Below are 23668 nucleotides of genomic sequence, written 5' to 3'. Positions count from 1 at the left end.
TATTGATAACCCAAATTAGGCTTATTTCATTAGCTGGAAACACTTGGGCAAAATGATCGGGTTTAGACAGAAGAAGTATTAAACCTCGTTAAAAAGAACCCCGAATCAACCAGATAATGACTGTCTATCAGTAACTAATCAAGAATAATTTATCTAGCACCTAATTCTATGCATACCAAGATTTTTATTTCCCTGCTTTTAGCACTACTCATTTTTTCTTTTCAAGTTGAAAAATCGGAACCGGTCACCGCCAAAACTGCGCTACAAAGCTACCTGGAAAACGGCGATGATTCGTTTGCTTGGGAAGTGAAAGAGTCGTTTAGTGCCGAGGGGATTACCGCACACGAACTATTACTCACTTCCCAACAATGGCGTGAGCATACCTGGACACATCAGTTAACCGTGCTGGTTCCTCAGGAAATCAAGTACGATGGAGCATTACTGTTTATCACCGGAGGAAGTGTGAAAGACGGACAACCTAAATGGAAAAATCAAGATGAAGAGATGATGCAAAGTTTCGGAGCGGTAGCCGCTCAAAATAGTGCGATTGTGGCTATCATCCGGCAGGTTCCTAATCAACCACTGTACGATAATCTAAAAGAAGACGAACTAATCTCCTTTACGCTGGATAACTTCCGCAAAGATAATGATTATACTTGGCCACTACTGTTTCCGATGACGAAGAGTGCAATACGGGCGATGGACGCTATTCAGGAGTTTTCCAAAAGTGAATTGAATCAAGATATTTCTCGCTTTGTAGTTTCGGGAGCTTCCAAACGAGGTTGGACTACCTGGCTGACCGGAGCCAGCGACGAGCGAGTAGCCGCCATTGCTCCAATGGTTATCGATATGCTGAACATGCCTGTTAATCTCGATTATCAAGTAGAGGTGTGGGGGGATTATAGTGTGCAAATTCAGGACTACGTAGAGTTAGGAATTCCGCAGGATGTGCATTCCGAAGACGGTAGCGAGATTACCCAAATGATTGATCCCTACTCGTATCGGGATAAGCTTACCATGCCGAAGATGCTATTTATTGGTGCCAACGATGAGTACTGGCCGATAGACGCGGTGAAGAACTACTTTGACGATATTCCCGGCGAGAACTTTATTCATTACGTACCCAACGCCGGTCACGATCTGGGGGACGGAAAACAGGCACTGCAAGCACTTAGTGCTTTCTTTGGGACCACCCTTCGGAAAGAAGAGTATCCAACATGCGAGTGGGATATTGCTGAAAAGAATGATGAAATTACGTTAAAAATAAAAGCTACGCCTGACCCGCTGGTAGATGTCGTACTATGGTCAGCCGATTCGGAAGATCGGGATTTTCGAGATGAAGAATGGGTAAGTCAGAGTTTGGGCGTCAAGAATCAAAAGAACATTAAAACGACCGTTAATTATCCAACCTCGGGTTTCAAAGCCTTTTACGTAGACTTAAAATACACCGATGCCAACGGTAGCGTGTATTCCAAAAGCACTCAGTCCTACGTGGCTGATGAAGACGAAGTATTCATTAATAGTACAGTAAATTAATTGATTCTACTTACGTTTACTAACAATAGCTACAACTCTATAACTTCAAATTCTTTTACTGAGATTAACTTTGCAACTATGAATACAACAACCAGAAACTACCTAACACTTGCCCTGGTTATACCAATGATAGCTGGGCTTCTCATGATGCTTTCCCACCAACCAACCTTCGCCCAAAACAGCGATAATTCGATGTCGCAAACATGGGCTGAGAAGTTGGGTTATCCTTCCGGCAAAAGAGTGGTAATTCTTCACGCTGATGATATCGGTATGAGCGAGGGAGCCAACATTTCGGCGAAGAATTATCTTAAAAATGATCACATCCAATCAGTGGCTGTCATGCCGCCTTGCCCCAACTTTGAGGAATTTATTGAGTGGGCCAAAGAGAATCTTCAAGAAGATGTTGGGTTACACCTAACGCTCACCAGCGAGTGGAAAACCTACCGTTGGGGTTCGGTAGCTGACCCCGCCGAAGTGCCCGGCCTAATCGATTCGGAAGGAAAACTGTGGCGAAGCGTTCGGGAGGTAGTGGAGCACGCTTCAGCCGAGGAAGTAGAAAAAGAGATACGAGCTCAAATAGAAAAATCAATCGCACTCGGGTATCGCCCCGACCATATCGATACGCATATGGGTACGCTGTACGGTTCCCATGAGTTTACTGCGGCCTATACCAAAGTGGCGGAAGAATACGGCATTCCGGCAATGGTCATTGATATGTCTAACCCCGCCGTCGTGGAAGGGTTTCGACAGCAGGGCTATCCGATTACCGATGAGATGCTAGCGGTGGTTAACAACTACAAATTACCCAAGCTGGACTATTTTTACTCAGTCGGTAAAGCGGATACCTACGAAGAAAAGTGCCAGCAGTTCTACGACTTAGTAAAATCTTGGCAACCCGGATTAATCGAGATCATCTTTCACCCTTCCGAAGGTTCTGAGCAATTAAAAACGATTACTGGCTCCTGGCAACAGCGAGTTTGGGAAGCCGAAATGTTCGCCGACCCGGACGTAATCCAATTCCTAAAAGACGAAGAGATTATCTTCACCAACTGGAAGGAAATTATGGAACGCTTCAACGAAGGAGTGGTTCGGAATTGACAATATGCCGTAAGCTAACATAGATCGTGGCCTTGAAGGATTCTTATAGTTTATTCTAATACTCCCTCTATGCTGTTGTTGACAATACAATTAAATTTTGCCTAACCGGCTAAATACTAAGATTAGCTCCCAAGCCCCTGCTTTTTCCAATTGACTGCTAACCTAAGAAAGCCTAATTTCGTTGATTAGAACTGTAAAGCGAAATTTATGAAGACGAAACAGAAGGAAGTGACTAGCGATTCTAGTATTACCCCGGCTACCACCACTCGGAACAAAAAGGCAGTAGCATTGAAGGCTCTGGGTCTTTGGAATAATGATCCTGAGCAAACTACTTCCCGTCAGAAAGTCATCCAAGAAGCCAGAGCGATACGGGAGAGTTCATGCGAAAGAAAGAAGTAATTCTCTGTGATACCAATATTTTACTAGGGTTCCTGCGACGAGACCAGATGGCAGTTGATCGGCTATTTCGGGTGACTGAAGGGTATTCTGATTGGAGTCGCTTAGCTATATCAGTTATTACCTATGGCGAGATTCTGCCCTCTAGCAAAAAGAGGGATCGAAAAGCTACTCGGGATTTTCTTAATCTATTTCAACTGGTAGAACTGGATAGAGCAGGTTCCAAACTAGTAAAAAGCTACTTCAATACCGAAACCTTCTATTCGGGAATGATCAGTGACGCGCTTATAGCCGCAACCGCGGTGAGCAGTGGACTAAAAATCTGGACGCTGAACCGTAGTGATTTTGTCCGTTTTAAAGGCGTTCGCTTGGTCCACCAAATACGTTAAATGGTTTGGCGCGAGCATCTTTCACTCTTCCGAAGATACTGAAAACCTGAAAATAATCACCGGCTCTTGGCAGCAGCGCGTCTGGGAAGCCGAGATGTTCGCCGACCCTGACGTAATCCAGTTCCTAAAAGATGAAAAGGTCATCTTCACCAATTGGAAGGAAATCATGGAACGCTTCAACGAGGGAGTAGTTCGGAATTAAGGATCGTAGCAAACAGCTTTCTAGACAATTGATACGATCAGAGATTGACTATCATACCTTCTCCGTCCTCAAGTCTGAAGACAGACCGCTTTTTCTGTTTTTCAAATAATTTAAGGTTTTTATTAAATTTTGAAGGTCTTTCCTGGTAGCGATGAGCATGCGGTAACACATAGAAGTCATATAACCCAAGCCCTAAAGTTAACTGCGACGAATCATCAGCTATATCAGATTCAATAAAATCAACCAGTGCTAAGTCCGGCCCATAAACAATGGCTCCAGCACTTTCCCCTACGATAATTTTATCGCTATTCTTCGCGTAGCTTTTTATGATTATATCCGCTCCATTTCCTTGCAGTTCGCTCAGTAGTAGCTTACAATCGCCCCCTGCTAAAAGAATTGCATCAAAATCATACAGCGACTCTACTGAAGAAGATGCAATGTTAAATGAGTGAACATTGGTAAACCCATAATGATGTAAATGCTGATAATGCCAATGGTACTTTGCCCCTCTACTTTTCAAATCGGCCTTTCCGTTAGTAATTACCGCAATTGAAGTTCTCGAAGGATCATGAGAAATAAATTTCACCAATGTGTTAGCTAATTCAGGACTAGTAATTCCGTTTGAAGTTAAAAGTAGATTAGCCATGCTGATTACTTCTTTTCAGGCTTAAATTCGCCCAAGATAACTGATACAATATCGCCAGTAAGTTTCAAGTAGTTGTTGTACGAGTTGTTAGATAACACAATTACCTTCTTATCTTGATTAACTAATCGCAGCATGGCAGAGTAGTAGCCTGGCCAGGCACCGGTGTGGTAGGCAATGGGTTCATTTCTCTCTTCATCAATTAGAAAAAAACCAAAACCGTAATCAATTGATTTGCCGCTATTAAGGTGGTGCTTTGGTGGTAACTTAGTGAAGTCTTCTCGCTCTAAAAGGATGTTTTCACGAAGTGCATTGTTCCAAATTGCCAGATCTTTCAGGTTAGAGCTTATATTCCCTTCGCCGGTGATGGCATCCAGATATTTTACAAACTGATATTTGTTTACACTATCGGGTAATACTCCCAACTGCCCATCTTTAAAGTATGAATTTTCTAGGCTATTTCTCGTAAGGTAGCCATACGCATAGTTCTCCAATACTTCCTGCTGACTTCTTCGGGTATTGTACACGCGGGTACGCGTCATTCCTAGCAGATCAAAGATGTTCTCTTGCAAAAATTCAGAATACGTTATGCCCGATATTTCCTCGATGACTAAGGACAGCAATGCATAACCCGTATTAGTATACTTGTATTGCTCTCCCGGTTTAAAGTGAAGTTTGGGATGGTCAGCCTTTAGCATCGCGAGAATATCCGCATTGGTCGCGAATTTAGTTTTGTCCCAGTGCTTGTAAAACAGCCCTACGTAGTCAGGTATGCCTGAAGTATGAGCTAACAGTTGCTCAATCGTGACAGCTTCGTACGGAAAATCCAGAAGGTGTTTGGTTACCAGATCAGAGAGGTTAAGCTTGTTTCGCTCTTCCAGAAGTAAGACCGCCCAGGCAGTAAACTGCTTAGCGCAAGAAGCAATATCGAATAACGTGCTATCATTGAGTGGCAGTTTCTTCTCAAAATTAGCGTAGCCGTAGCATTGGCTAAAAACAGTTTTGTCTCTATCCATAACCATTAAGCATCCATTAAACCTGTTTGTGCTATCGTTAAGGTGCTGCCGATACAGCAACTCATTTATTCGCGCTAGCATAGTGTCTGAGATAGGTGCTCGCTCCTTCTCTGGGTAAAGAAAAGTGGGGTCAGTAAGTATGACTTCCTTTAACTGATTTTTTCTACCGAAAACAAATTTTAAGAAGATACGCGATGGGTTAATCCCGCTAAAGGATAGTTGAGCAATGTATTCCTGCTCGTTTTGATAGATAATAGTATCAATAGTCGCTCGTCCGGATACGTTAGATAATGAAATCTTTTCAACGAAATTCCCTAACTTCTTAGATGTTTTGCCTGGGTTATTAATCGCCCCCACAAAGTTTTTAATCACCAGTTCGTTCGTAGCACCTTGGCCAATTGACTGGTGACTCCCTCCAAAGAACGCGATGATAAAGGTGAAAATTAGTACGTAATTGTGCATCGCTAACAGTCTACGTTGTTCAATTCCCTATTGGGCCTCTTGCTCGATCAAGCGCATCGCGTAGTCGTGCTGAGGGTCTCTGTCTTGCAGAAAGTCTTCAATCGTAGGTGAAATCAGATGATCGGGAATAACCCCTCGCCCTAACGGTATATCGGGCTTCACGTTGGTCAGATACCTTGCTAACGGCAAAAGAAGTCGGATTTTAGTGTTGGGTAGAGTGATGTTGAATTCCCAGTTGCTGGTATTTCCGTAGTAATTTCCCCCGGTTTCTTCCCCAATAATGGTAGCTAGGTCGAGCGAACGCATCCAGGCAGCAAAGTCTGAGGTAGCTGAAGCCGTAGAACGACCTACGAGCAAAAAAACCTTGCCGGTAAATTGCTCCGGGGCGGGCCGGATGGTACTCAGCACTCGTTTATAACCGGCCGCTCGCTTGAGCAAATAGGTAGAGTCGGTTTCCTCAAATTTGGTCATCGTACGGAAGAGTTTATAGCGTAGCCAGCCTACTTCGCTGTACTTCCGGGAGTCTAGTTTTTTGTTCTTAAACTCAATACCTTTGTATCCGGCAAAGGGTTCAGAAAGAAAGTAGGATAACAGACTAAGTCCGTAGTCCTCATTCCCCCCTCCGCGATCTCCTACATCTAAAATAAGATTGTCTACTTCGGCCTCCAGAATCTCGCTCATACTACGCGCCAATACCTGTTTAAACTTATACTTCTTCCCGTCTATTTCCCAGTTCGCAAATCGAGGTATTCTTAACGTGGCGGTGCTAACTGCTTTATCAATACGCAGTTGAATCCATGGCTCCTCATTAGCGGTAGCTCCGTATCGTTCGTCTCTTATACTATCTCGCTGAGGATAGCTAAGACCTACCATCTGGTAGTCGGCCAAACTTCCGTTCGGCTCTTTCACTACTAGGCGAAATTGATCGCTATCGTCGATCAAGTATTTATAGCGGACATGAAACACACTTTGCAGAAAATACGCAGCCCATCCTTTTTGATGACCGTCGCTGCTCGTATGGGTTAGTAGATGAGTAATGATAGAATCCATCGGGGTTTCATTGATTGATACTATTTCCGCTCCTGGTGGAATTGATTCTACTTCACTCACATTTCGGTAGACGTAGCCTTTACCGTCCAGAATTTTCAGGTCAAGGGGAAAGTAACGAAGACTATCGGTAAAGTAGACTTCGCCCGTAAGCTCGGAGGGAGCAATGGTGGTATGAAGACAACCAACCTGAGCAGTTAATTCGCTAAGTATGGGAAAGAACTCTCGCTCAGTCATGGGATGATTTATGGCAGTGAGGTGTTGGTCAAAACAACGGTCCATCTCTGCTTTGGTATTAAACCAGTAGAGTCCGGGATGACTTTCTTCCAACGATTGACGAAAAATAGTAAAGTCTTCTAGTAGCTGCTGCGTAGTGAATTTCTTATCCAGATAGCCATGCTCCTGCGCGTATGTATGGGTTGTGTGAAAGATGATTAAGCAAAACAAATAGCTCAATAGCTTAAGCGGGGTTAGCATAGTTTTTCTGGTAAGTAGGTTCCAATAAAAAACTCGCCATCCCTCAGCATATTGCTGAAAAAGAGTTAATCATTTCAATTTTCTGGATCGATAGTTTGTGTGATACTCTTTTTTATAACGCAAAGGCGTTCTTTTTGTAATTTGTTTGAATTGCCGATTAAAGTTTGATAATGTCTGAAAACCACTTTCGTAGCCGATCTGCGATACATTCATTTCTTGCTCTATAAGTAACTTGCAGGCGTGGCCAACCCGAATCTCACTGATAAAATCAGAGAATGTTTTGTTCGCGTGGGTCTTAAAATAACGACTGAATGACGTAGGAGTCATGTTGGTCAGCTCGGCTAAGGTTGTAATGGTAACTTTTTCTTTAAAATGCTTCATTACGTAAGCATACACCTCGTTCATGCGCTCGGTATCATCTTCCTTAAGCGTATTGGTATATCCCGGACTAGCCAACAATACTATTTCGCTGCTTTTTGACAGACAATCTAATATTTTTAGCAGCTCAAGCACTCCGGCAAAGCCCTCGAGTCGTAATAGAGCCATCAGCATTGCTCGAATAGATTTAGCCGTCTCGCCCGTAATCTCAATTCCTCGCAAACTATTTTGGAACAACTGTCTTAGTTTGATGGCTTCCTCCTTTTGAAAAAGATGCTCACCTACGAGGTCTTCGTTAAAGTAAACAACAATTCCTTCGGAGTGCTTTAGATTTTCGCCTGCTTTACCTTCCTGGTCACTTCGCCACAGATGGGGCAAGTTAGGACCGGTAAAGGTTAAATCACCGGCGGTAAATGGCTTTACGGTATCTCCGATAAAGCGAGTGCCACTACCTTTCAGTACCAAAAATAACTGGTATTCCGAATGAAAATGCCAAACCGGATCAAAGATGGGATCAGTGAGAGTTTTGGCCACAAAAGCATACTTCTCCGGTATAGGTGATTTTTGCAGCGCTGACTTCAAAAAGAGTATTTTTAGTATAAAATTATCTTCAATGTTCAAAAATAATAGAATACTTGGCATAATACAGTCAGAATTGGATAAAAGAGTGTGATTTCCGAAGGTAATTTATGCTTAACATTGTAATCACTGTAGATTGAGAAAGCAAACTTGTAGATATGAAGAGTGAACTTCGCCAAGTTTTTAGTGCTCTAATTTTTGTGGTAATGTTGTTGGGATGTAGGGCAGATTCCAAAGAAAGACTCACCGACGATATTTCCAATGCGTATAACATCACGCTTAAAGACGAAAACCTTTCTTTGGAGCTGGTTGCTCAAGAACCGGATATTATGACCCCCATCGGAATGGTCATTGACCAGCACGATGCTATTTACGTACTGGAGTCGCACACCCATTCGGCGAAAGAGAACTACGCTGGTCCGAAATACGATAGAATTAAAAAGTCAGTCGATAAGAATAACGACGGTATTCCCGAAGCGTGGATGGTGTACGCCGATAGCATTGAGGACGGAATGAACCTGGCCTATAATGAAGAACAGGGCTTATTTCTGAGTACGAAGAATGCTGTATCCTGCTATCTTGACCGCGATGCCGACGGTGCCGCCGATGAAAAAAAGACCCTGCTTAGGATGGTACGCCCCGATGATGTGTACGATCACGCGGGTATACTGGGGGTTGCTTTGGGCCCCGATAACTGGGTATATGTTTCTCGAGGTAATACCGGGGGATCTTACTGGAGAGTGGAAGGTAGCGACGGTTCTTACGTTGAAGGGTACGGCGACGGGGGAAATGTGATGCGATGCCAGCTCGATGGAAGTCAGGTGGAGGAGGTGGCTATCGGTTTCTGGAATCCGTTTGATTTGAAGTTCAGCTCTGAAGGCCGTTTGTTTGTAAGCGATAACGATCCCGACAGCCGAGGGCCTAACCGGCTGGTAGAAATTGTCCCCGGTGGTGATTACGGGTACCAATCCCTCTACGGTGGAAGTGGAATACACCCGTACCAAGCTTGGAATGCTGAACTACCCGGCACCCTTCCGTACGCTGCGCCCCTGGGTGAAGCACCTTGCGCGCTTATCGATGCATCTTACACTAGTTTCGGAGATAGTTACTCCGCCCAACTGTTGGTAAATGTCTGGGAAGAGAACAATATCGTGCGCGTACCACTGCGCTCCCACGGTTCCACCGTTCGGGGTGAACCGGAGGTGCTGGTGCAGGGCGACAGCCTTTTTCATCCGGTAGCCCTAGCGACCAACAGCCAGGGCGACCTGTACATCAGCGATTGGGTCATGCGGCAGTATCCTAATCACGGAAAAGGTAAAATATGGCGTATCAAAGCCAAGAACCGCCCAGCAGCGTCCCGTTCCGTTCAGCCAACGATCAACCGGTTTGCCGAAGACCAAAGAAACCCTACTGAATTAATCGATGCGTTGGCTACCGACGATTCCTTCGAGCAGGCCATTGCCCGACACTACCTGGCTCAACGGGCTAGTATGTCCGAGTTAATGCCGCTACTGAGCGATGAGCGTTCCACTCTCCGGCTCCAGGGACTGTTAACTTTTCTTCGTCGCGACGAGGTACTCCCGATAGCCGAGCTAGAGAATTTGATAACTGACGAGAACTCGGAGATTCAAAGGATGGCCTTAATATACATTGGAAAAAAGAGCGTAACCGGTATGCAAGCAAGACTGAATACGCTACTGCAAGAAAATAGCATTCAGCCGGAGCTATTCGAGACGTTTCTAGCGACCATTCGGCACCTACAGCCAGCATTTATTGAGGGCTTTCGGGCGAAATCAGGCAAAAGTGCCAGTGTTAAGCGTGAACTGCCCCCTCGTTTTATTGAAGATATTTTACACAACCCGGATGTTGAAGAAGAAGTTAAGGCAATGGCGTTGCCTTACTTACCTGATCTGGCAACGAATACCGAACTTATTAACACATTATTGACCACCGCCGAAGAAGAACCTCTGCAAGTTGCATTGCTTATGGCCGCCCGTGAGACCAACCCCACTGAAGTGGGCGATGCACTAGAAAGCGTTTTTTTAAGTGCCGATAACAGCGACAAAGTACGGTCTATGGCACTGGCCGCGCTGAGTTATTTTCCAAAGAAATACTACCAAGAAGCACTACTTTTGCTCCAATCAAGTAGCCCAGTACTTCAGTACGCCGCGCTGAAGTACCTGTCCCTGGCTCCGCCGGAAAACCCCGTACGGGCAGAAGCCAGCGCGTGGATTGAGAAAAATACTGGAGCACTGTCGGAGGTTTCGCTTTCTGTTTGGAAAGCTAGTAACGGAGACAGGACAGCACCAACCGAGAATCAGGAGTACGAACGCGTAGACGGCAATGGCAACGCTCAAATTGGCCAATTGGTTTATCAGAACCGAACTACATCTTGCACTACCTGTCACAAGATGGATGGTTGGGGAGGGGCTTTTGGTCCGGAACTGTCAAAGATTGCCAGTAGCAAGTCTAAACGGCAACTGATTAACGCCATTTTGCAGCCTTCGCTAGAGATTTCGCCCGAATGGCAGGGTTGGTTTTTGGTTGACCAAGCAGGGGTACGGCATACCGGCCGACAAATAGATGTACACGAAGACTACGCCGAACTCATGAATCAAAGCGGAGAATACGATAAATTTATGCACCCCCAGTCCTACGGAGTGATGGAACGCTCGGTGATGCCTGAAGGATTGCATCGTACACTAACCGTTCCCGAATTCAATGATCTAATTACGTACTTAGCAACATTAAAATAAGCACTAACTATGGCAGCCCGAAGAACCTTCATTAAACAAGCAGTAAGCACCACTGCCGGAATAGCTCTGGGTAGCAGTACGGCACTGGGGGCTGCTTCGGCATCCCCAGAATCGCCCCCTCAGCAGCGGGTTTCGCTTCCGGAAAATCCGCTAGTACTTTTTGATAACTTTCATACCGGTAATCGGGCTTCTTACTCCTGGAAATCAAAATTTGCGGCGGCCAAACAAGCGGGCTTCAATGGTTTTGAATTCGTTTTGGTTGACCCAGAAACCGATCGGTGGAAAGAGGCGATGGATTTATTCTGGAAGTCGGATTTTAACGTATGGGGTTTTCACTGGACAACCCAAGCGGTGATTGACGACAAAGCGACCGAGATTGATGAGGAGATTGATAAGATTGTCCAGAACGTAGAATTACTCGCCAAAATGCCCATCAAACCTTACTTTTCGCTTTCACTAAGTGGTAGGGGCGAGCTAAGTGGCCCAACCATCGCAGAAAGCGGTTCGGCTCTGGCTGAGGATCGCCATTGGCAACGGGCGTACAAAATAATAAGTGCCTTTGATCGGGCCTGCACTGAGCATAATATCACCGGGGCTTTGTATCCCCACACCCATTGGCTCTGCGATACACCGCAGTCAGCCTTTAAAATTTTAGAGGGAGCCGAAGCTCAGACGGTAGGTTCAGCATTTTGTTCGCATCACTGGTACGCCAATTCAGCTTCCAGTGAGTTAGATGAAGTGCTTCAGCATCCTTTAATGAAACGGTTGCCCTACGTGGTGCTTACCAACGGTATTTTTACCCCAGCTAAATTTAGTGCCGTTCGCTTTGATGAAGGTCAGATTGATATGGCCTGGTTGTTAGCAAAAATTTATGAATTCGGTTACTCCGGGCCGATCTCCAGTCAGGGTTGGAATATTAAAGGCGATCCGTTTATTTCTTGTAAGGCATTTGTAGATACCATACAAAGCTTACGAACCAGGTTCTCAGAACATCCGCAACTAAATCCACTTTACGAATAACTGACTCAACATGGACAAGAAAGTAAATATAGCAATTGTAGGACTAGGTTTTGGAGCGGAATTTATTCCTATCTACCAAAAGCATCCTAACGCCAACTTGGTGGTCGTATCGCAACGAAACGAGCAAAAACTGAACAAACTGGCCGATGCATTCGGTATTGAAAAAAGATATAGCTCGTACGACAAGCTATTGGAAGACCCACACATTGACGCGGTACATATCAATACCCCTATTCCAGATCACGGGGTGCAGTCAATCAAGGCATTGAAAGCCGGGAAACACGTAGCCTGTACGGTGCCTATGGCGACTACCGTAGAGGAGTGTGAAGAGATTGTACAGCTAACCGAACAAACCGGATTGACCTACATGATGATGGAAACAGTGGTGTACGCCCGGGAGTTTTTGTATATGAAGGAACTGTACGATACGGGTCAACTAGGCAAAGTACAGTTTTTAAAAGCCAGCCATCAGCAAGATATGGACGGGTGGCCCGACTATTGGCCCGGCCTTCCCCCAATGCACTACGCGACCCACTGTGTCGGTCCGGTATTAGGACTAACGCGGAATGAAGCGGAATATGTCTCTTGCTTTGGCTCGGGCACAATACGGGAGGAGTTAATCAAAGAGTACAACTCTCCCTACGCCGTTGAGACGACTCACATCAAATTTCGTAATTCTGATTTGAGTGCTCACGTTTATCGTTCGCTATTTGACGTGGCTCGGCAGTACCGCGAAAGCTTCGCAGTGTATGGTTCCAAAAAATCAGTGGAGTGGCCACTGATTGAAGGCAATCCCTTGATTATGCATACCGCTAAGAGGGCGGAGTCCGAGATTCCCGAAGAGATTGAGAGTCCTGACTACGCTCGATTGTTACCGACAGAGATCCAGCGTTTTACCACTCAGGGTGTGTATGACACTGATGAAAATCAGCACCTATCATTCACCCAGGGCGGTGGCCACGGTGGCTCTCACCCGCATTTGGTACACGAATTCGTAAAATCACTGGTTAACCAAACTGCTCCCTATCCGAATGCAAGGCAATCTGCTAACATAACGGCAGTAGGTATCCTAGCCCACAAATCAGCTCTGAAGGGAGGAGAAATCATACGATTACCTGATTTCACTTTTGAACATTAGGTAGCTTAACTTCCTACTACCTTTACAGTATCTGTGGAGCTAAATTTAGTAAGGCTCACCCGTGCCCTGTAGTACCCAGGGTTTAGACCAGGCGCTGTTTTTCCCGTCCGGCGAGGTAAAGGCGGTTTCTTCCAATCGGTTGACGGCTTCCATCGCGTTGCTTTCGTTCACGGTCAACTCGTCCTGCATGTAGTAGAACCGTAGCGGTAGGGCTGAACGACGAGCAGCTTCGCCCGCTTCTAGTGCCGGGAACCCAGTTCGGCGGTAGTCAAACCAAGCTTCGGTAGCGGCGGTCCAACTGGCAATCCACTTCTGGGTAATTAGCTGCTCCAGGGTACCGTCAAACGAGGCGGAGCCAGCTAGGTAGGCTTCGTACTGATCACCGACACCCCAGGTTTCTAAGGACGCTTGTACGCCAGCATTATAGTGGGTTTGGGCGTCGCCTACGGCCCAGCCGTTCAGCGCGGCTTCGGCTAGAACAAAGTGGACTTCAGCGGCGGATGCTAAACGGGCTAGTAGCATTGGTCCGGTAGCATCGCGGTACATGGCGGATATGGCCGAGACATGCGGATTGGCTGAGCCTTGTCCGGCACCAGCGTTTAGATTGTACCCCGCCGGGATATTGCCAACTGCGGGGGGTAGACCCACGTATTCCGGGTCGGTATTGTAAGGAATGCCGGGGGGGATTTGATCGGGGCTGATGTAGCGTATTCCATCAATAATAGTATTAGTTTCGGCGGGCAAAGTATCAGATACGACCAACGGAACATCAACTTTTTCAGCCCATACGGCAATGCGAGGATCGTTACGCGTCTGTAGTGCATCGACCAATGTCTCACACATCTGGATACGAGTGTATTGGCTACCTCCCAGATCAAACACACTGTTAGAAGGCCAGGCATCGTCCGAGCTATTACCTACGTAACTCATGGTAGCATCATTCTCAATACTGCTGATGATCGGGTATTGCTCAGGGTTACCAACTATTTTCTCTATCCCCGCTTGAGCCATAGCGGGTTCTTTCCCCGAAATTCTCATGTAGTACCGTAACTGTAGTGAGTTAGCGAACATGCGCCATTGCAGCGGATCGCCTCCGTAGATTACATCTGTACCGTAGATATTTTCGTCCTGAGCACTACCCGCATCAATAGCTAGTACGGTATTAGCCATTTCTAAGTCCGCCAAAATACCTTCGTAGATCACATCTTGCGTATCAAAGGCCGGAAGCAGGTTTTCGTTTCCGCCTTTGGAGGCGTTCAGCGCATTAGTGTAGGGAGCATCACCCCACAGATCGGTAATCATCCCGAAGTTATACGCCCGCATCACCAAAGCTACTCCCTGATGAAATGGCAATTCCATAGCTACTGCCCGTTCGTACATGACATTGTTGTCCCGGAGGATATTGTAGTATCCCGTCCAACTTTGATTTGACCAATCGTAGTTGTTATGCCCTCCGGCCCAACCATTTTTTTGCGTATGCTGCATAACTCCCGCAATATTACCAAACCCCAGGCTCACTACATTTTTAGACGACTGAGTGAGCACCGTGGCTAACATCAAGTTAGGATGCACATTATCGGGAGAAACGCCATTCGGATTTTCGTTTTTATCGATCAAATCATCCTGGCACCCCGATAAAAAGGCGGTTGACAATACTAGAACGGTTAGAGCATATTTAAATACTTTCTCAGGTAATATTACGCTGGTATGAAACAATATTCTTACTCGTAGATTTTTGCTTTGTTCATTTTTGTCTTGATCGCGCGGCGAACCGCACAAAAACGAACCAAAAAAGTCAAGAAACCTCAATGCTTCTCCGCACAATCCCTTCGCACGCCCGCTGAGTTTTCGGGCCAACGCTCTAAAATACGAGTGTTTACAAAAAGTAAAGTATGCTATTTGGAATTTGTTTATTGCTATTTTCATGATGTTCATATTTTAAAAGGTCAATCCTAGTTTGAAGCCGATGGGAACGACGAAGGGCGTTACGTTGTAGCGCTCTATCCCTTGCTTGAGTTGCACGCCGTTACCCTGCGCGCCTGCTTCCGGCTGAAATGCGCGTTCGGGATCCACCCCAATTTTTGCCTTTGTCCACAGGATGATATTTCTGCTAAACACCCCCACATTAATGTCCTGTAGCCCAATAGAATTGACAAAAGATTGGGGTAGCTGATAGCTGAAGACTATTTCTCTTAGCTTGAGATAGTCGGCATCAAACAGGGCAGTTTTGGCGAAATCCCAGGCATAATTAGCCGCAAACGGAATGTATCTGGTACCATCGCCGCCTAAATTTTCCACGTATTCGCCATCTTCCCCAACGTACACGCCGGGGTTGAAAACTCCGTCGCCCAACGTAACCCCGTCTTCAAACGGAATGGGGTGGCCACCCAGTTCTTCGGTAGGGCCGCCCACAATGTTGATCCCATCGGTAATGTACTGATCTTGGTTAGCTACCAGCCAGTCGCGTAAAGCATCCCCTTCCAAATCGCCGGGATTGATTAGCTGATCTAACCAACGCTGCGAGCGCATATCGGACTCCATGTAGCGATAGGTTTGCGAGATAAATTCACCACCTTTTCGCCAGTCAAAAGTCATGTTCAGGTTAAATCCTTTGTAGGAGATATTGGTCTGCGCTCCCAAAATGAAGTCAGGATTAAAATTACCGATTTTGTTTTTGGTCTCAGCCGCGTTAATGGACTGCCAGCTTCCTTGGTTATCGAGAATAGGGTACCCAAAATAGGGTGAGTTTTCGTCTTCTACCACCACTAGCTCTCGATCATAAATATCGCCGATTTCATCGCCCACGTAGGTCCAGGCACCGCCCTTAGCATCAGTCCACAGCGTGAATATATCGATGCCATCAGACAGCTCTTCAATGGTGGTTCGGATTCTCGTAAAGTTGGCACTGACGTCCCAGGTCCAGTTACCGCTACGTACCGGAGTACCTCCCAGCATTAATTCCCAACCTCGACTGGCGACCAATCCGGCGTTGATAATCTTCGAGTTGGCCCCCGAAGAAGGAGGCAGCGTAAGCCCCAGTATCTGGTTTTCGTTTTCTATGGTATAGTAGGTTCCTTCAAATCGTAAACGATTGTTGAACAAGCCGACATCCATACCTACTTCAAAAGAAGTAGCAATCTCCGGCTTAAGGTCTTGGTTCAGTAGTTCACCGGGAGTGGATAAGCGAATGGCATCGCCCCAGTTACCTACATTATTGAGCACCGGTAACAGGCGGTAAGGATCGGTGTCATTACCTACCTGAGCCCAACCGGCTCTTAGCTTGAGTAGATCAACGTTGGGTACGGTTATCATCTCATTCAACAGCATACTGAGGGAGGCCGAAGGGTAGAAGTAAGAATTCTCACCTTCGGGCAAAGTACTGGACCAATCGTTGCGAGCCGTTACGTCGAGATAGATCATATCTTTAAAACCGAAAGTCGCCAAGCCGTAGACGCTATAAATAGACTTCTCGTAGATAGAGCTACCGTAGTCCAGATTTTCCGGGGCGATGTTATCCAGCGTATACAGACCCGGAATAATCAGTCCCCCACCCCTTCTTCGGGTAGCGTTTCTTACATTCCTGCCACTTTGATTAAGGATATTACCCCCTGCCGACACCGAAACACTAAGCTGATCTAACACTTTGGAGTAAGTAGCCAGTATATCACTGTTATTCTCGCGGCGGGTTAGATTAATAATACCGTAAGCACCGTTAGGTTCTAAGGTGTAGCTCGGAGCCATTTTTGTTTCTCGCTCTTCAGAATACTGATCCATAGAAACCCGTCCCATGATGCTGAATGAAGGAGTGATTTGCCAGTTGGCGCGCACGTTACCGAAGAATCGGTCTCGCACAAAACTATTCTCTATCTCATTCGCCAAAAAGTAGGGGTTGTTAGCTTCACCCGGTAGATGTGATCGTTGCTGAACGCCTTCTCGGCCCGGTTCCCAGTAGTCTGCTAAGTCGCAGATATCGACATCGGGAGTTACGGCGTAAGCCCACTGCAACGGATTAGCCCCTCGGTTACCGGCGGGGCGATTGTTAGAGTTGCTTCTATTAAAGTTCAAACTGCTACTAACCTCTACGTTTTGGTGGACTTTTACCGAAGAATTGAGACCGATGGAGTTTCGGAACAAATCGGTGTTAGGAATAAGCCCTCGGCTGCTCATGTTGGAATAGGTTAGTCGGTAGTTCATCCACTCATTACTGTTAGCAATAGCAATGTCATTATTAGAGGCAATGCCGGTTTGCAAAAAATTTCGCACATTATCCGGGTGAGATTCTAACGGTAATGCCTGAGGAATACCGTTTTCATCCAGCGGACTATTCCACTGGATAGCTTGGTAACCTCGATCGAGTTCCGGGCCATTGCCCGCCGGAATCACTAGCGACCCAAGTATAGGAACCGCATCAACTAAGTCCTGATTGTAAATGACGAGTGGCAGATCAAATAAAGCGTAAGGGTTGTTATCCGGAGTATAGCTCCGCCCGCCCATCGCAAAGTTTTGCTTCATATCCAGAAATTGGGTAGGCCGATCAAAGACCGTATTGGAAGAAACCGATACGGTCATCCGATCTACTCCGCTACCTGATTTGGTGGTGATTAACACTACTCCATTGCCCGCCCGCGATCCGTAGAGGGCAGCAGCACTGGGGCCTTTCAGAATTGATATGCTTTCAATATTGGCCGGGTTCAGGTCGGATATCGCGTTACCGTAGTCCACGCGGTTATCTCGCCCTACTTCGCTCACATTGTTTAAGGTATTGGCTACCGGCACCCCATCAATCACAAATAACGGCTGATTGTCGCCATTGAGAGAAGTCGCCCCGCGGATAACCATGCTTACCGAAGAACCGGCCGCTCCGGTGGAGCTGATGGTAACGCCGGGCACTTTGCCTGCTAATCCATTCAGTACATTTTCCTGAGCCACCCGACTCAGCTCCTGACCTTCTACCTCCGCTACCGAGTAGCCTAGCGACCGTTCCTCTCGCTTAATCCCTAGTGCGGTTACAATTACTTCCTCGAGGGATTCGGAGCTTACCGCCAAAGAAATATCCACGGCACTTCGGCCACTAACCGGAATCTCTTGGGTTTGGTAACCCACAAAAGAAACGACTAATACCGGATTTTCACTAGTGGTCTGAATAGCGTAGCGACCGTCAATATCGGTAATCGTACCGTTTTGAGTGTTCTTCTCAATGACGTTCACTCCGGGAAGGGCTTGCCCGTCGTCAGCCGAAGTAATCTGCCCGGTAATGGTTGCAACGGCTGGGTTGCTGTTAATTTCTAAATTAGTTGATTCCGGATGGTTAGCCCATACCTCAGTTTGCAGGAGTAGGGCAATCATGAGAAAGCCGAACAGCTTGTTCAGCCTTGGATTGTAAAGTTGTAATGTCATAGTTGTGAAGATTGAGTGGAAACATATTGTGTTATAGAAATTGAGTAGTCAAGTAACAGTCAGGGTAAGTTCTTCTTGCAGACGCACGTAGTCGTCGTATAGACGATCAATATCATTTTTGATATTAACCGAGAATAGGCCGGTTTCCCGGCGAGTAAAGGTTGAGATGTTGATATCGAGTTTTTGGAGAAAGTATTTGGCAGTTAATGGATAAACTGTGTGCATAATTCCCATATTCTCAGTCAGAAAATTCTGCACTTTTTGTACTTCTTTTTCCAATTGAGAGTTACCACAATTCTGACATAGCCAGACAATAAGTTCCGGGAAGAAGTTACCTTGGATACAGGACAGTCCGGCTGATCCCGCTTTCAGTGATTCTACCGCATGAACTAGGTAGGCATCGTACAGGCCAAAAGCGTATCCTTTTCCAGCAGCTACTTTGGCTCTAACTTGTTCAATGTTCAGACAAGTGTCTTTATGATACGTGATTCGCCCGGTAGGAATAAACAGTTTAAGCTGTTGGGGAGAGAGCATTCTTTTATAGGGAATCGGGCACTCATAAAAGCCTAATGGAATCTTATCAGTACGATGAAGCATATCAAAAACTCGCTCATTAAAAACTTCATTGGATTCATCTTCATTGGCCAGCAATCCGGTAATCATAATTACCGCCTGCACTCCGGTTTGATAAATTTGGTGTATGAAATCAGCTTGCTCCTGAACTGTACTCCCAAAAGTTCCGGTTGACACTACTGGCACCCTATTGCTTACTACTTTCACAACATGTTGGGTAATTTTAATTCTTTCTTGAGGAGTAAGTTCAAACATCTCGCTCGACAAGCAATTGGCAAACAGACCCGTTGCTCCCGACGCCAGATAAAATTCAGTTAACCGAGTTAGTCCGTCATAATCGACTTCTCTGTTTTCTGAGAACGGAGTGAGCATAACCGGAATAAAACCTTTCCTAAAGTAGTTCATCGGAGGGTAGTAGTAGGTTGAACTGTTACCTAAATGTACAATGGTATTATCGCCATTTTATGTAGCTTCTTGGCTAATCGTTATAGCATTTTAGCATGTGGTTAGCGAGGGACAGGGAGCGTGAAGCGGGGGCTGGGCGAAATCGAGAGGAAAATGGATCCCAAAGACTGAAATTTGAGATAGGAATAACAATAACGAAAAACGAAGATTAGGAATACACCCCAAGCCCCCTGCCCCAGCACTTAATAATTGAACCTAAATTACACCAACTTTCGGCTTAGATATTTCTTTTTGTACTCCATTGGAGTAACCTTAGTCACCTTCTTGAAGTGTCGGTAAAAGTTAGACACATTGTTGAAGCCACACTCAAAACAGATAACTTCAGTAGCCAATTTGTCTTCAACTAATGCTCGGCAAGCGTGGCTGATCCGTATTTCAGTCAGAAAATCAAAATACGTTTTTTGGGTTGTTAGCTTAAAGTATCGGCAAAATGAAGTAATACTGAGGTTAGCCATCGCTGCTATTTCTTCTAAGCTGATTTCTTTTTTGTAGTTAGCTAATGTGTAGGAGTATATTTTATCGAGACGAGCCATTTCTGACTCGTTTTTTTGAAAAGAAATATCAGGCGAAGCAATAGTTTCAGATTCATTGGTTTCAGCCAGTATTTTAAGTATAGACAGTAGTATAATAAGCCGATCAAGGTTCGTAGCTTCGGTAGCAGCGCACATCAGATTCGCAATTTTTCTCTTAGCTTCTCCCTTAATGATCAGACCTCTTTTGGCCTTTTCCAAAAGCTTAGGAATCAAGTAGGCTTCAGGTAAACGTAGCAGGTCACGTCCTAAACATCCGGGTAAAAAATGTAGCACGACAGCCTCTACTTTCAGGTTCTTATTCCCTTGGAAGTACTCTTCTCTGCATCGCCAAGTGTGAGGTAGATTCTCACCCAACAATAGCATTTCGCCCGCCGAAAAATTACGAATAGTATCGCCAATAAATCGTACACCTTCGCCTCGAATGGTGTAGTGTAGCTCGACCTCCGGATGATAATGCCAGATTGTTCCGAAGGTAGGCAGAATATCGTGCCTAACGCTATAAGAGTTGCGAGGCTGAATAGGTACTTTATGAAAGTGGGGTTTCATAGTAAAAGATAATCAATCAACTATTTAATATTCAATTGGCCACCCTAATTTGGTGCTTCCCAAAGGAGAGGCTTAATTCAAATTTGTTAATAGTAGATTGACTTTTTTGCAGTACGCGGACTATATACTACAGATACCAGTGTGCTTAGCGAATATAAAATCTTTTGAGAAGATATTACAATAAAATTCTTGGTAGAAAAATAGTCACGAGCTTGGCATAGTATCTTTTCACTGCGTGAAGCTACGGAAGTTCCTTGAGGGAAAGAGCAAGCCCAGTATTACGTTTTTGTTAATAAAACACTGCTCCACGAATTCAACATAAGCTGTTCATAATCAACAAGTTGGTTTCTTAGCCAACAAAGTAAGCTCTCTTTGTTTACGTTAGATGTAATTAATGCCGCTACCTCGACCAAAAATTTGCTGCAAATACTCTATCTTACACACTGGGAGGTGTTTGTTACGGAAGGAGGATGGGTAGTAGATTTAGGCATTAAGCTGCCCGTAGCCAAAAGTAAATTTACGGGTAACAATTAGGTAGGTCAGGATGATCTTCAACCGCAAATTCCGAACTCTCTTCCTCGAAAAATAACTACGCCCTCAATAACTTCACTCGAGACGATGAGGCTAATCAGATTATCATTGGGTATAACCTATCCTAGTTAAAAACCGTACTGCCGATGCTGCCACTCCGTGCTTTTAACCGTACCACTATCAACTATCTTTTCGCGCCAGTCTGCGGGCTGATAGCTTTAGTAGCTTGCCAAACTTCACAACCATCTCAGGAGGAAGCTGCTCCTGCCTATCAAGTTCAGAATATTGCTTACGACGAAAGCATAAAACCATTCTACCATGGAGTAGCCAGTGGCGACCCACTCACCGATCGGGTAATTATTTGGACGAGAGTAACCCCTGAAACAATAGCCCCAATTGATGTAGCTTGGCAGGTAGCCACCGATAGTACATTTACTCAGGTGGTACAGACCGACGAGCTAACTACCTCCGAAAACCAGGACTTTACGGTTAAAGTAGATGTGAGTGATTTAGTCCCTGACCAAATCTATTATTATCGCTTCCGGGCACTAGGTGCCAACTCGCCCGTTGGAAGGACGAAAACTGCACCAGATGCGGCTCAAGATAGTCTACGGTTGGCCTTTGCCAGTTGTAGCAATTATGAGTTTGGCTACTTCAATGCCTACGGACACATGGCTCAACAGCCTATTTTTGATGCGGTGGTGCATTTGGGTGACTACATTTACGAGTACGCCGTAGGGGTGTACGGCGACACCGCCCAGTACGGAAGAGTTAATGTTCCGACACATGAAATCGTTACGTTAGAAGATTATCGTGCCCGATATGCCCTTTATCGAGCTGATCCTGAATTGCAAGCGGCTCATGCCAGTCATCCCTGGATTACCATTTGGGACGACCACGAAATTAGTAATGATGCTTACACCGAAGGGGCAGAGAACCACGACGCAACCGAAGGCAATTATCAGGATCGAAGACAAGCCGCAGTGCAAGCCTACTACGAATGGCTACCCGTTCGGGGAAAACCGAACGATCCGCTCTACCGAAGCTTTTCTTTTGGGTCACTCGCCCACTTAATGGTACTGGATGGGCGATTGGCCGGACGCACCATACAAGCCGATACTGACTTAGCCGAAGTACTTCTGGATAGCAGTCGTACTATGTTAGGACAAGCCCAACGTGAGTGGTTGCAGCAGCAGTTTGCCAGTACCGAAGCAGCCTGGAAGGTGCTCGGCAACCAAGTAATCTTCAGCGGTTTGGATGCCTCTCAGTTACCTAACACCCCGGATAAATTCACCGATATGTGGGATGGCTACCCAGTAGAGCGAGCCCAACTGATTGATTTTTTAAAAGAGCAGGGTATTGAAAACCTTATTGTGGGTACCGGCGATTTTCACAGTTCATTAGGAATGGAAATTCCCGATGATCCGTTTCACCCTAACACCTACAACCGCTCGGATGAGCGTCAGCGATTAGGAGTAGAGTTTGTGGTTCACAGTGTTAATGCTTCTAATATCAATGAGTGGGTAGGGGCTGATACGGTAGCACAAATCCGACAGGCCTATCTCTCATCGAAATACAATCCGCACATTCGCCATGCTAACTTGAGCGACCACGGTTACGTAGAGTTGCTACTTACTCCGCAAGCGGCCGAAATTCACTGGAAGTATCTGAATACGTTGAGCGAACGGGACTATTCACTCAAACAAACGCATATGATGCGCGTGCCTGCCCGCAGTTCCCGATTAGAACCTCCTGCTTGAAAAGGCGTCAACAAAAAGTTAACGTACTGGCCATATCCAAGAGATCTTACGATCATTATGACCAAAATAAGTGATCCATTCAGGACTCGAACCTGAAACCTACTGCTTAGCTTACCAACTACTGCTTTCGCAGCCAACGTAATCGCTGTTTGTGGTCTGGACCATATCTTCACCGTTTCAGGTGTGGTACGTATGGCCTCTACGGAACCCTTAAATAATCATCTGCCCGATTAATACCTCTGGCTTGATTATTTTTAGAAGTTTCTACCCTCAATGTAATTGTCTTTCCGAACTGGGTATGGTCAAAGTAATAACACACATCGGTCTCAGGGCAGTAGACAGCTACTAGATCGAGACTATCCTTTTTCCAATCTACTATATGCGTACCGTTCCTATCCGACCATGAAGATTGAAATCTTACCGAAATTGTTCCAGTAGAAGACAAACTCCTTGCGCTCGGCGCCCGATCTTTACCTGTATTCTCTTACATCCGTTCTCGTTGCACGCCACCAAGTCATAAGGTACATGCTCTGTCAGCGGGATGCAAGGAATATATCCTTGTTCAAAAAGGTTACACTGAACCTTCAAAACTCCTAAGTCCCCCAGCGATTTGGTATGATGTATTTTCATCAAATCAACCAACGCATGGGTCGTACAAAGGTTTCCTCGGTATTGCCATTGACGATATGCCACTGGGCAACATTGCCCGGCGACCTAATTCGCCTT

At 45.7% G+C, this 23668-nt stretch carries 20 protein-coding genes; 10 read left to right on the top strand and 10 right to left on the bottom strand.

Going from position 1 to position 23668, the window contains the following annotated elements:
- Positions 1-168: 168 nt before the first annotated feature.
- From P0M28_RS23945 to P0M28_RS23925, 5 genes are all read left to right on the top strand, one after another.
- The gene (locus P0M28_RS23945; RefSeq protein WP_302205736.1) at positions 169-1536 is read left to right on the top strand and encodes a PhoPQ-activated pathogenicity-related family protein; all 1368 of its coding nucleotides are present in this window, start codon (positions 169-171) and stop codon (positions 1534-1536) included.
- Between the two features lie 78 nt (positions 1537-1614).
- Entirely contained in the window at positions 1615-2634 is a 1020-nt protein-coding gene (locus P0M28_RS23940; RefSeq protein WP_302205735.1) for a polysaccharide deacetylase family protein, read from the top strand.
- A 207-nt stretch (positions 2635-2841) separates the two neighbouring features.
- Positions 2842-3033, top strand: a complete 192-nt coding sequence (locus P0M28_RS23935) for a hypothetical protein (protein WP_302205733.1) — start codon at positions 2842-2844, stop codon at positions 3031-3033.
- Positions 3015-3419, top strand: coding sequence for a PIN domain-containing protein (locus P0M28_RS23930; RefSeq protein ID WP_302205732.1), 405 nt, complete (start codon positions 3015-3017; stop codon positions 3417-3419). The genes P0M28_RS23935 and P0M28_RS23930 overlap by 19 nt, the downstream gene beginning before the upstream one ends.
- Positions 3376-3621: a hypothetical protein gene (locus P0M28_RS23925; protein WP_302205731.1), complete on the top strand. Its 246-nt coding sequence runs from the start codon at positions 3376-3378 to the stop codon at positions 3619-3621. Before P0M28_RS23930 ends, P0M28_RS23925 begins: the two co-directional genes overlap by 44 nt.
- 37 nt (positions 3622-3658) lie before the next feature.
- Here the strand turns inward: P0M28_RS23925 and P0M28_RS23920 are convergent, their stop codons facing one another.
- The 4 genes from P0M28_RS23920 to P0M28_RS23905 all read right to left on the bottom strand — a co-directional run bounded on the left by P0M28_RS23920 (position 3659) and on the right by P0M28_RS23905 (position 8226).
- A complete protein-coding gene (locus P0M28_RS23920) occupies positions 3659-4267 on the bottom strand; it encodes a Type 1 glutamine amidotransferase-like domain-containing protein (protein WP_302205729.1) in 609 nt (202 codons plus the stop codon).
- A gap of 5 nt (positions 4268-4272) precedes the next feature.
- Positions 4273-5742 carry a serine hydrolase domain-containing protein gene (locus P0M28_RS23915; protein WP_302205728.1) on the bottom strand — a complete coding sequence of 490 codons (1470 nt, stop codon included), beginning with the start codon at positions 5740-5742 and terminating at the stop codon, positions 4273-4275.
- Positions 5743-5769: 27 nt separating this feature from the next.
- Positions 5770-7266 (bottom strand): S41 family peptidase, encoded by a 1497-nt coding sequence (locus P0M28_RS23910; protein ID WP_302205726.1) that lies wholly within the window; start codon positions 7264-7266, stop codon positions 5770-5772.
- A 69-nt stretch (positions 7267-7335) separates the two neighbouring features.
- Entirely contained in the window at positions 7336-8226 is an 891-nt protein-coding gene (locus P0M28_RS23905; protein WP_302205725.1) for an AraC family transcriptional regulator, read from the bottom strand.
- Positions 8227-8381: 155 nt separating this feature from the next.
- Here P0M28_RS23905 and P0M28_RS23900 point away from each other — a divergent pair, with 155 nt between their 5' ends.
- The 3 genes from P0M28_RS23900 to P0M28_RS23890 are packed head-to-tail and all read left to right on the top strand — an operon-like array spanning position 8382 to position 13137.
- Positions 8382-10979, top strand: a complete 2598-nt coding sequence (locus tag P0M28_RS23900) for a PVC-type heme-binding CxxCH protein (protein ID WP_302205724.1) — start codon at positions 8382-8384, stop codon at positions 10977-10979.
- A 9-nt stretch (positions 10980-10988) separates the two neighbouring features.
- Positions 10989-11999: a sugar phosphate isomerase/epimerase family protein gene (locus tag P0M28_RS23895; protein WP_302205722.1), complete on the top strand. Its 1011-nt coding sequence runs from the start codon at positions 10989-10991 to the stop codon at positions 11997-11999.
- Positions 12000-12009: 10 nt separating this feature from the next.
- The gene (locus tag P0M28_RS23890) at positions 12010-13137 is read left to right on the top strand and encodes a Gfo/Idh/MocA family protein (protein ID WP_302205720.1); all 1128 of its coding nucleotides are present in this window, start codon (positions 12010-12012) and stop codon (positions 13135-13137) included.
- Positions 13138-13182: 45 nt separating this feature from the next.
- On the opposite strand, the gene P0M28_RS23885 is transcribed toward P0M28_RS23890, so the two are convergent.
- From P0M28_RS23885 to P0M28_RS23870, 4 genes are all read right to left on the bottom strand, one after another.
- Positions 13183-14790: a SusD/RagB family nutrient-binding outer membrane lipoprotein gene (locus P0M28_RS23885; RefSeq protein WP_302205718.1), complete on the bottom strand. Its 1608-nt coding sequence runs from the start codon at positions 14788-14790 to the stop codon at positions 13183-13185.
- A 285-nt stretch (positions 14791-15075) separates the two neighbouring features.
- Positions 15076-18534, bottom strand: a complete 3459-nt coding sequence (locus P0M28_RS23880) for a SusC/RagA family TonB-linked outer membrane protein (protein ID WP_302205712.1) — start codon at positions 18532-18534, stop codon at positions 15076-15078.
- A 48-nt stretch (positions 18535-18582) separates the two neighbouring features.
- The gene (locus P0M28_RS23875) at positions 18583-19512 is read right to left on the bottom strand and encodes a dihydrodipicolinate synthase family protein (RefSeq protein ID WP_302205710.1); all 930 of its coding nucleotides are present in this window, start codon (positions 19510-19512) and stop codon (positions 18583-18585) included.
- Positions 19513-19772: 260 nt separating this feature from the next.
- Complete coding sequence (locus tag P0M28_RS23870) at positions 19773-20651, bottom strand: AraC family transcriptional regulator (protein WP_302205708.1); 879 nt, start codon at positions 20649-20651, stop codon at positions 19773-19775.
- A 372-nt stretch (positions 20652-21023) separates the two neighbouring features.
- Between P0M28_RS23870 and P0M28_RS23865 the strand changes: the two genes are divergently transcribed.
- Positions 21024-21185, top strand: a complete 162-nt coding sequence (locus P0M28_RS23865; protein WP_302205706.1) for a hypothetical protein — start codon at positions 21024-21026, stop codon at positions 21183-21185.
- Positions 21186-21328: 143 nt separating this feature from the next.
- Positions 21329-22942 carry an alkaline phosphatase D family protein gene (locus P0M28_RS23860; protein ID WP_302205704.1) on the top strand — a complete coding sequence of 538 codons (1614 nt, stop codon included), beginning with the start codon at positions 21329-21331 and terminating at the stop codon, positions 22940-22942.
- 199 nt (positions 22943-23141) lie between these two features.
- Here the strand turns inward: P0M28_RS23860 and P0M28_RS31180 are convergent, their stop codons facing one another.
- Positions 23142-23387 carry a group I intron-associated PD-(D/E)XK endonuclease gene (locus tag P0M28_RS31180; protein WP_367281883.1) on the bottom strand — a complete coding sequence of 82 codons (246 nt, stop codon included), beginning with the start codon at positions 23385-23387 and terminating at the stop codon, positions 23142-23144.
- Complete coding sequence (locus P0M28_RS31175) at positions 23360-23572, bottom strand: group I intron-associated PD-(D/E)XK endonuclease (protein WP_367281924.1); 213 nt, start codon at positions 23570-23572, stop codon at positions 23360-23362. The genes P0M28_RS31180 and P0M28_RS31175 overlap by 28 nt, the downstream gene beginning before the upstream one ends.
- Positions 23573-23668 lie beyond the last annotated feature (96 nt).

The sequence above is a fragment of the Tunicatimonas pelagia genome (assembly GCF_030506325.1).
Classification (GTDB): domain Bacteria; phylum Bacteroidota; class Bacteroidia; order Cytophagales; family Cyclobacteriaceae; genus Tunicatimonas; species Tunicatimonas pelagia.
Note: the sequence above shows the minus strand (reverse complement) of the source record. Positions and strands in the feature narration are given on the sequence as shown.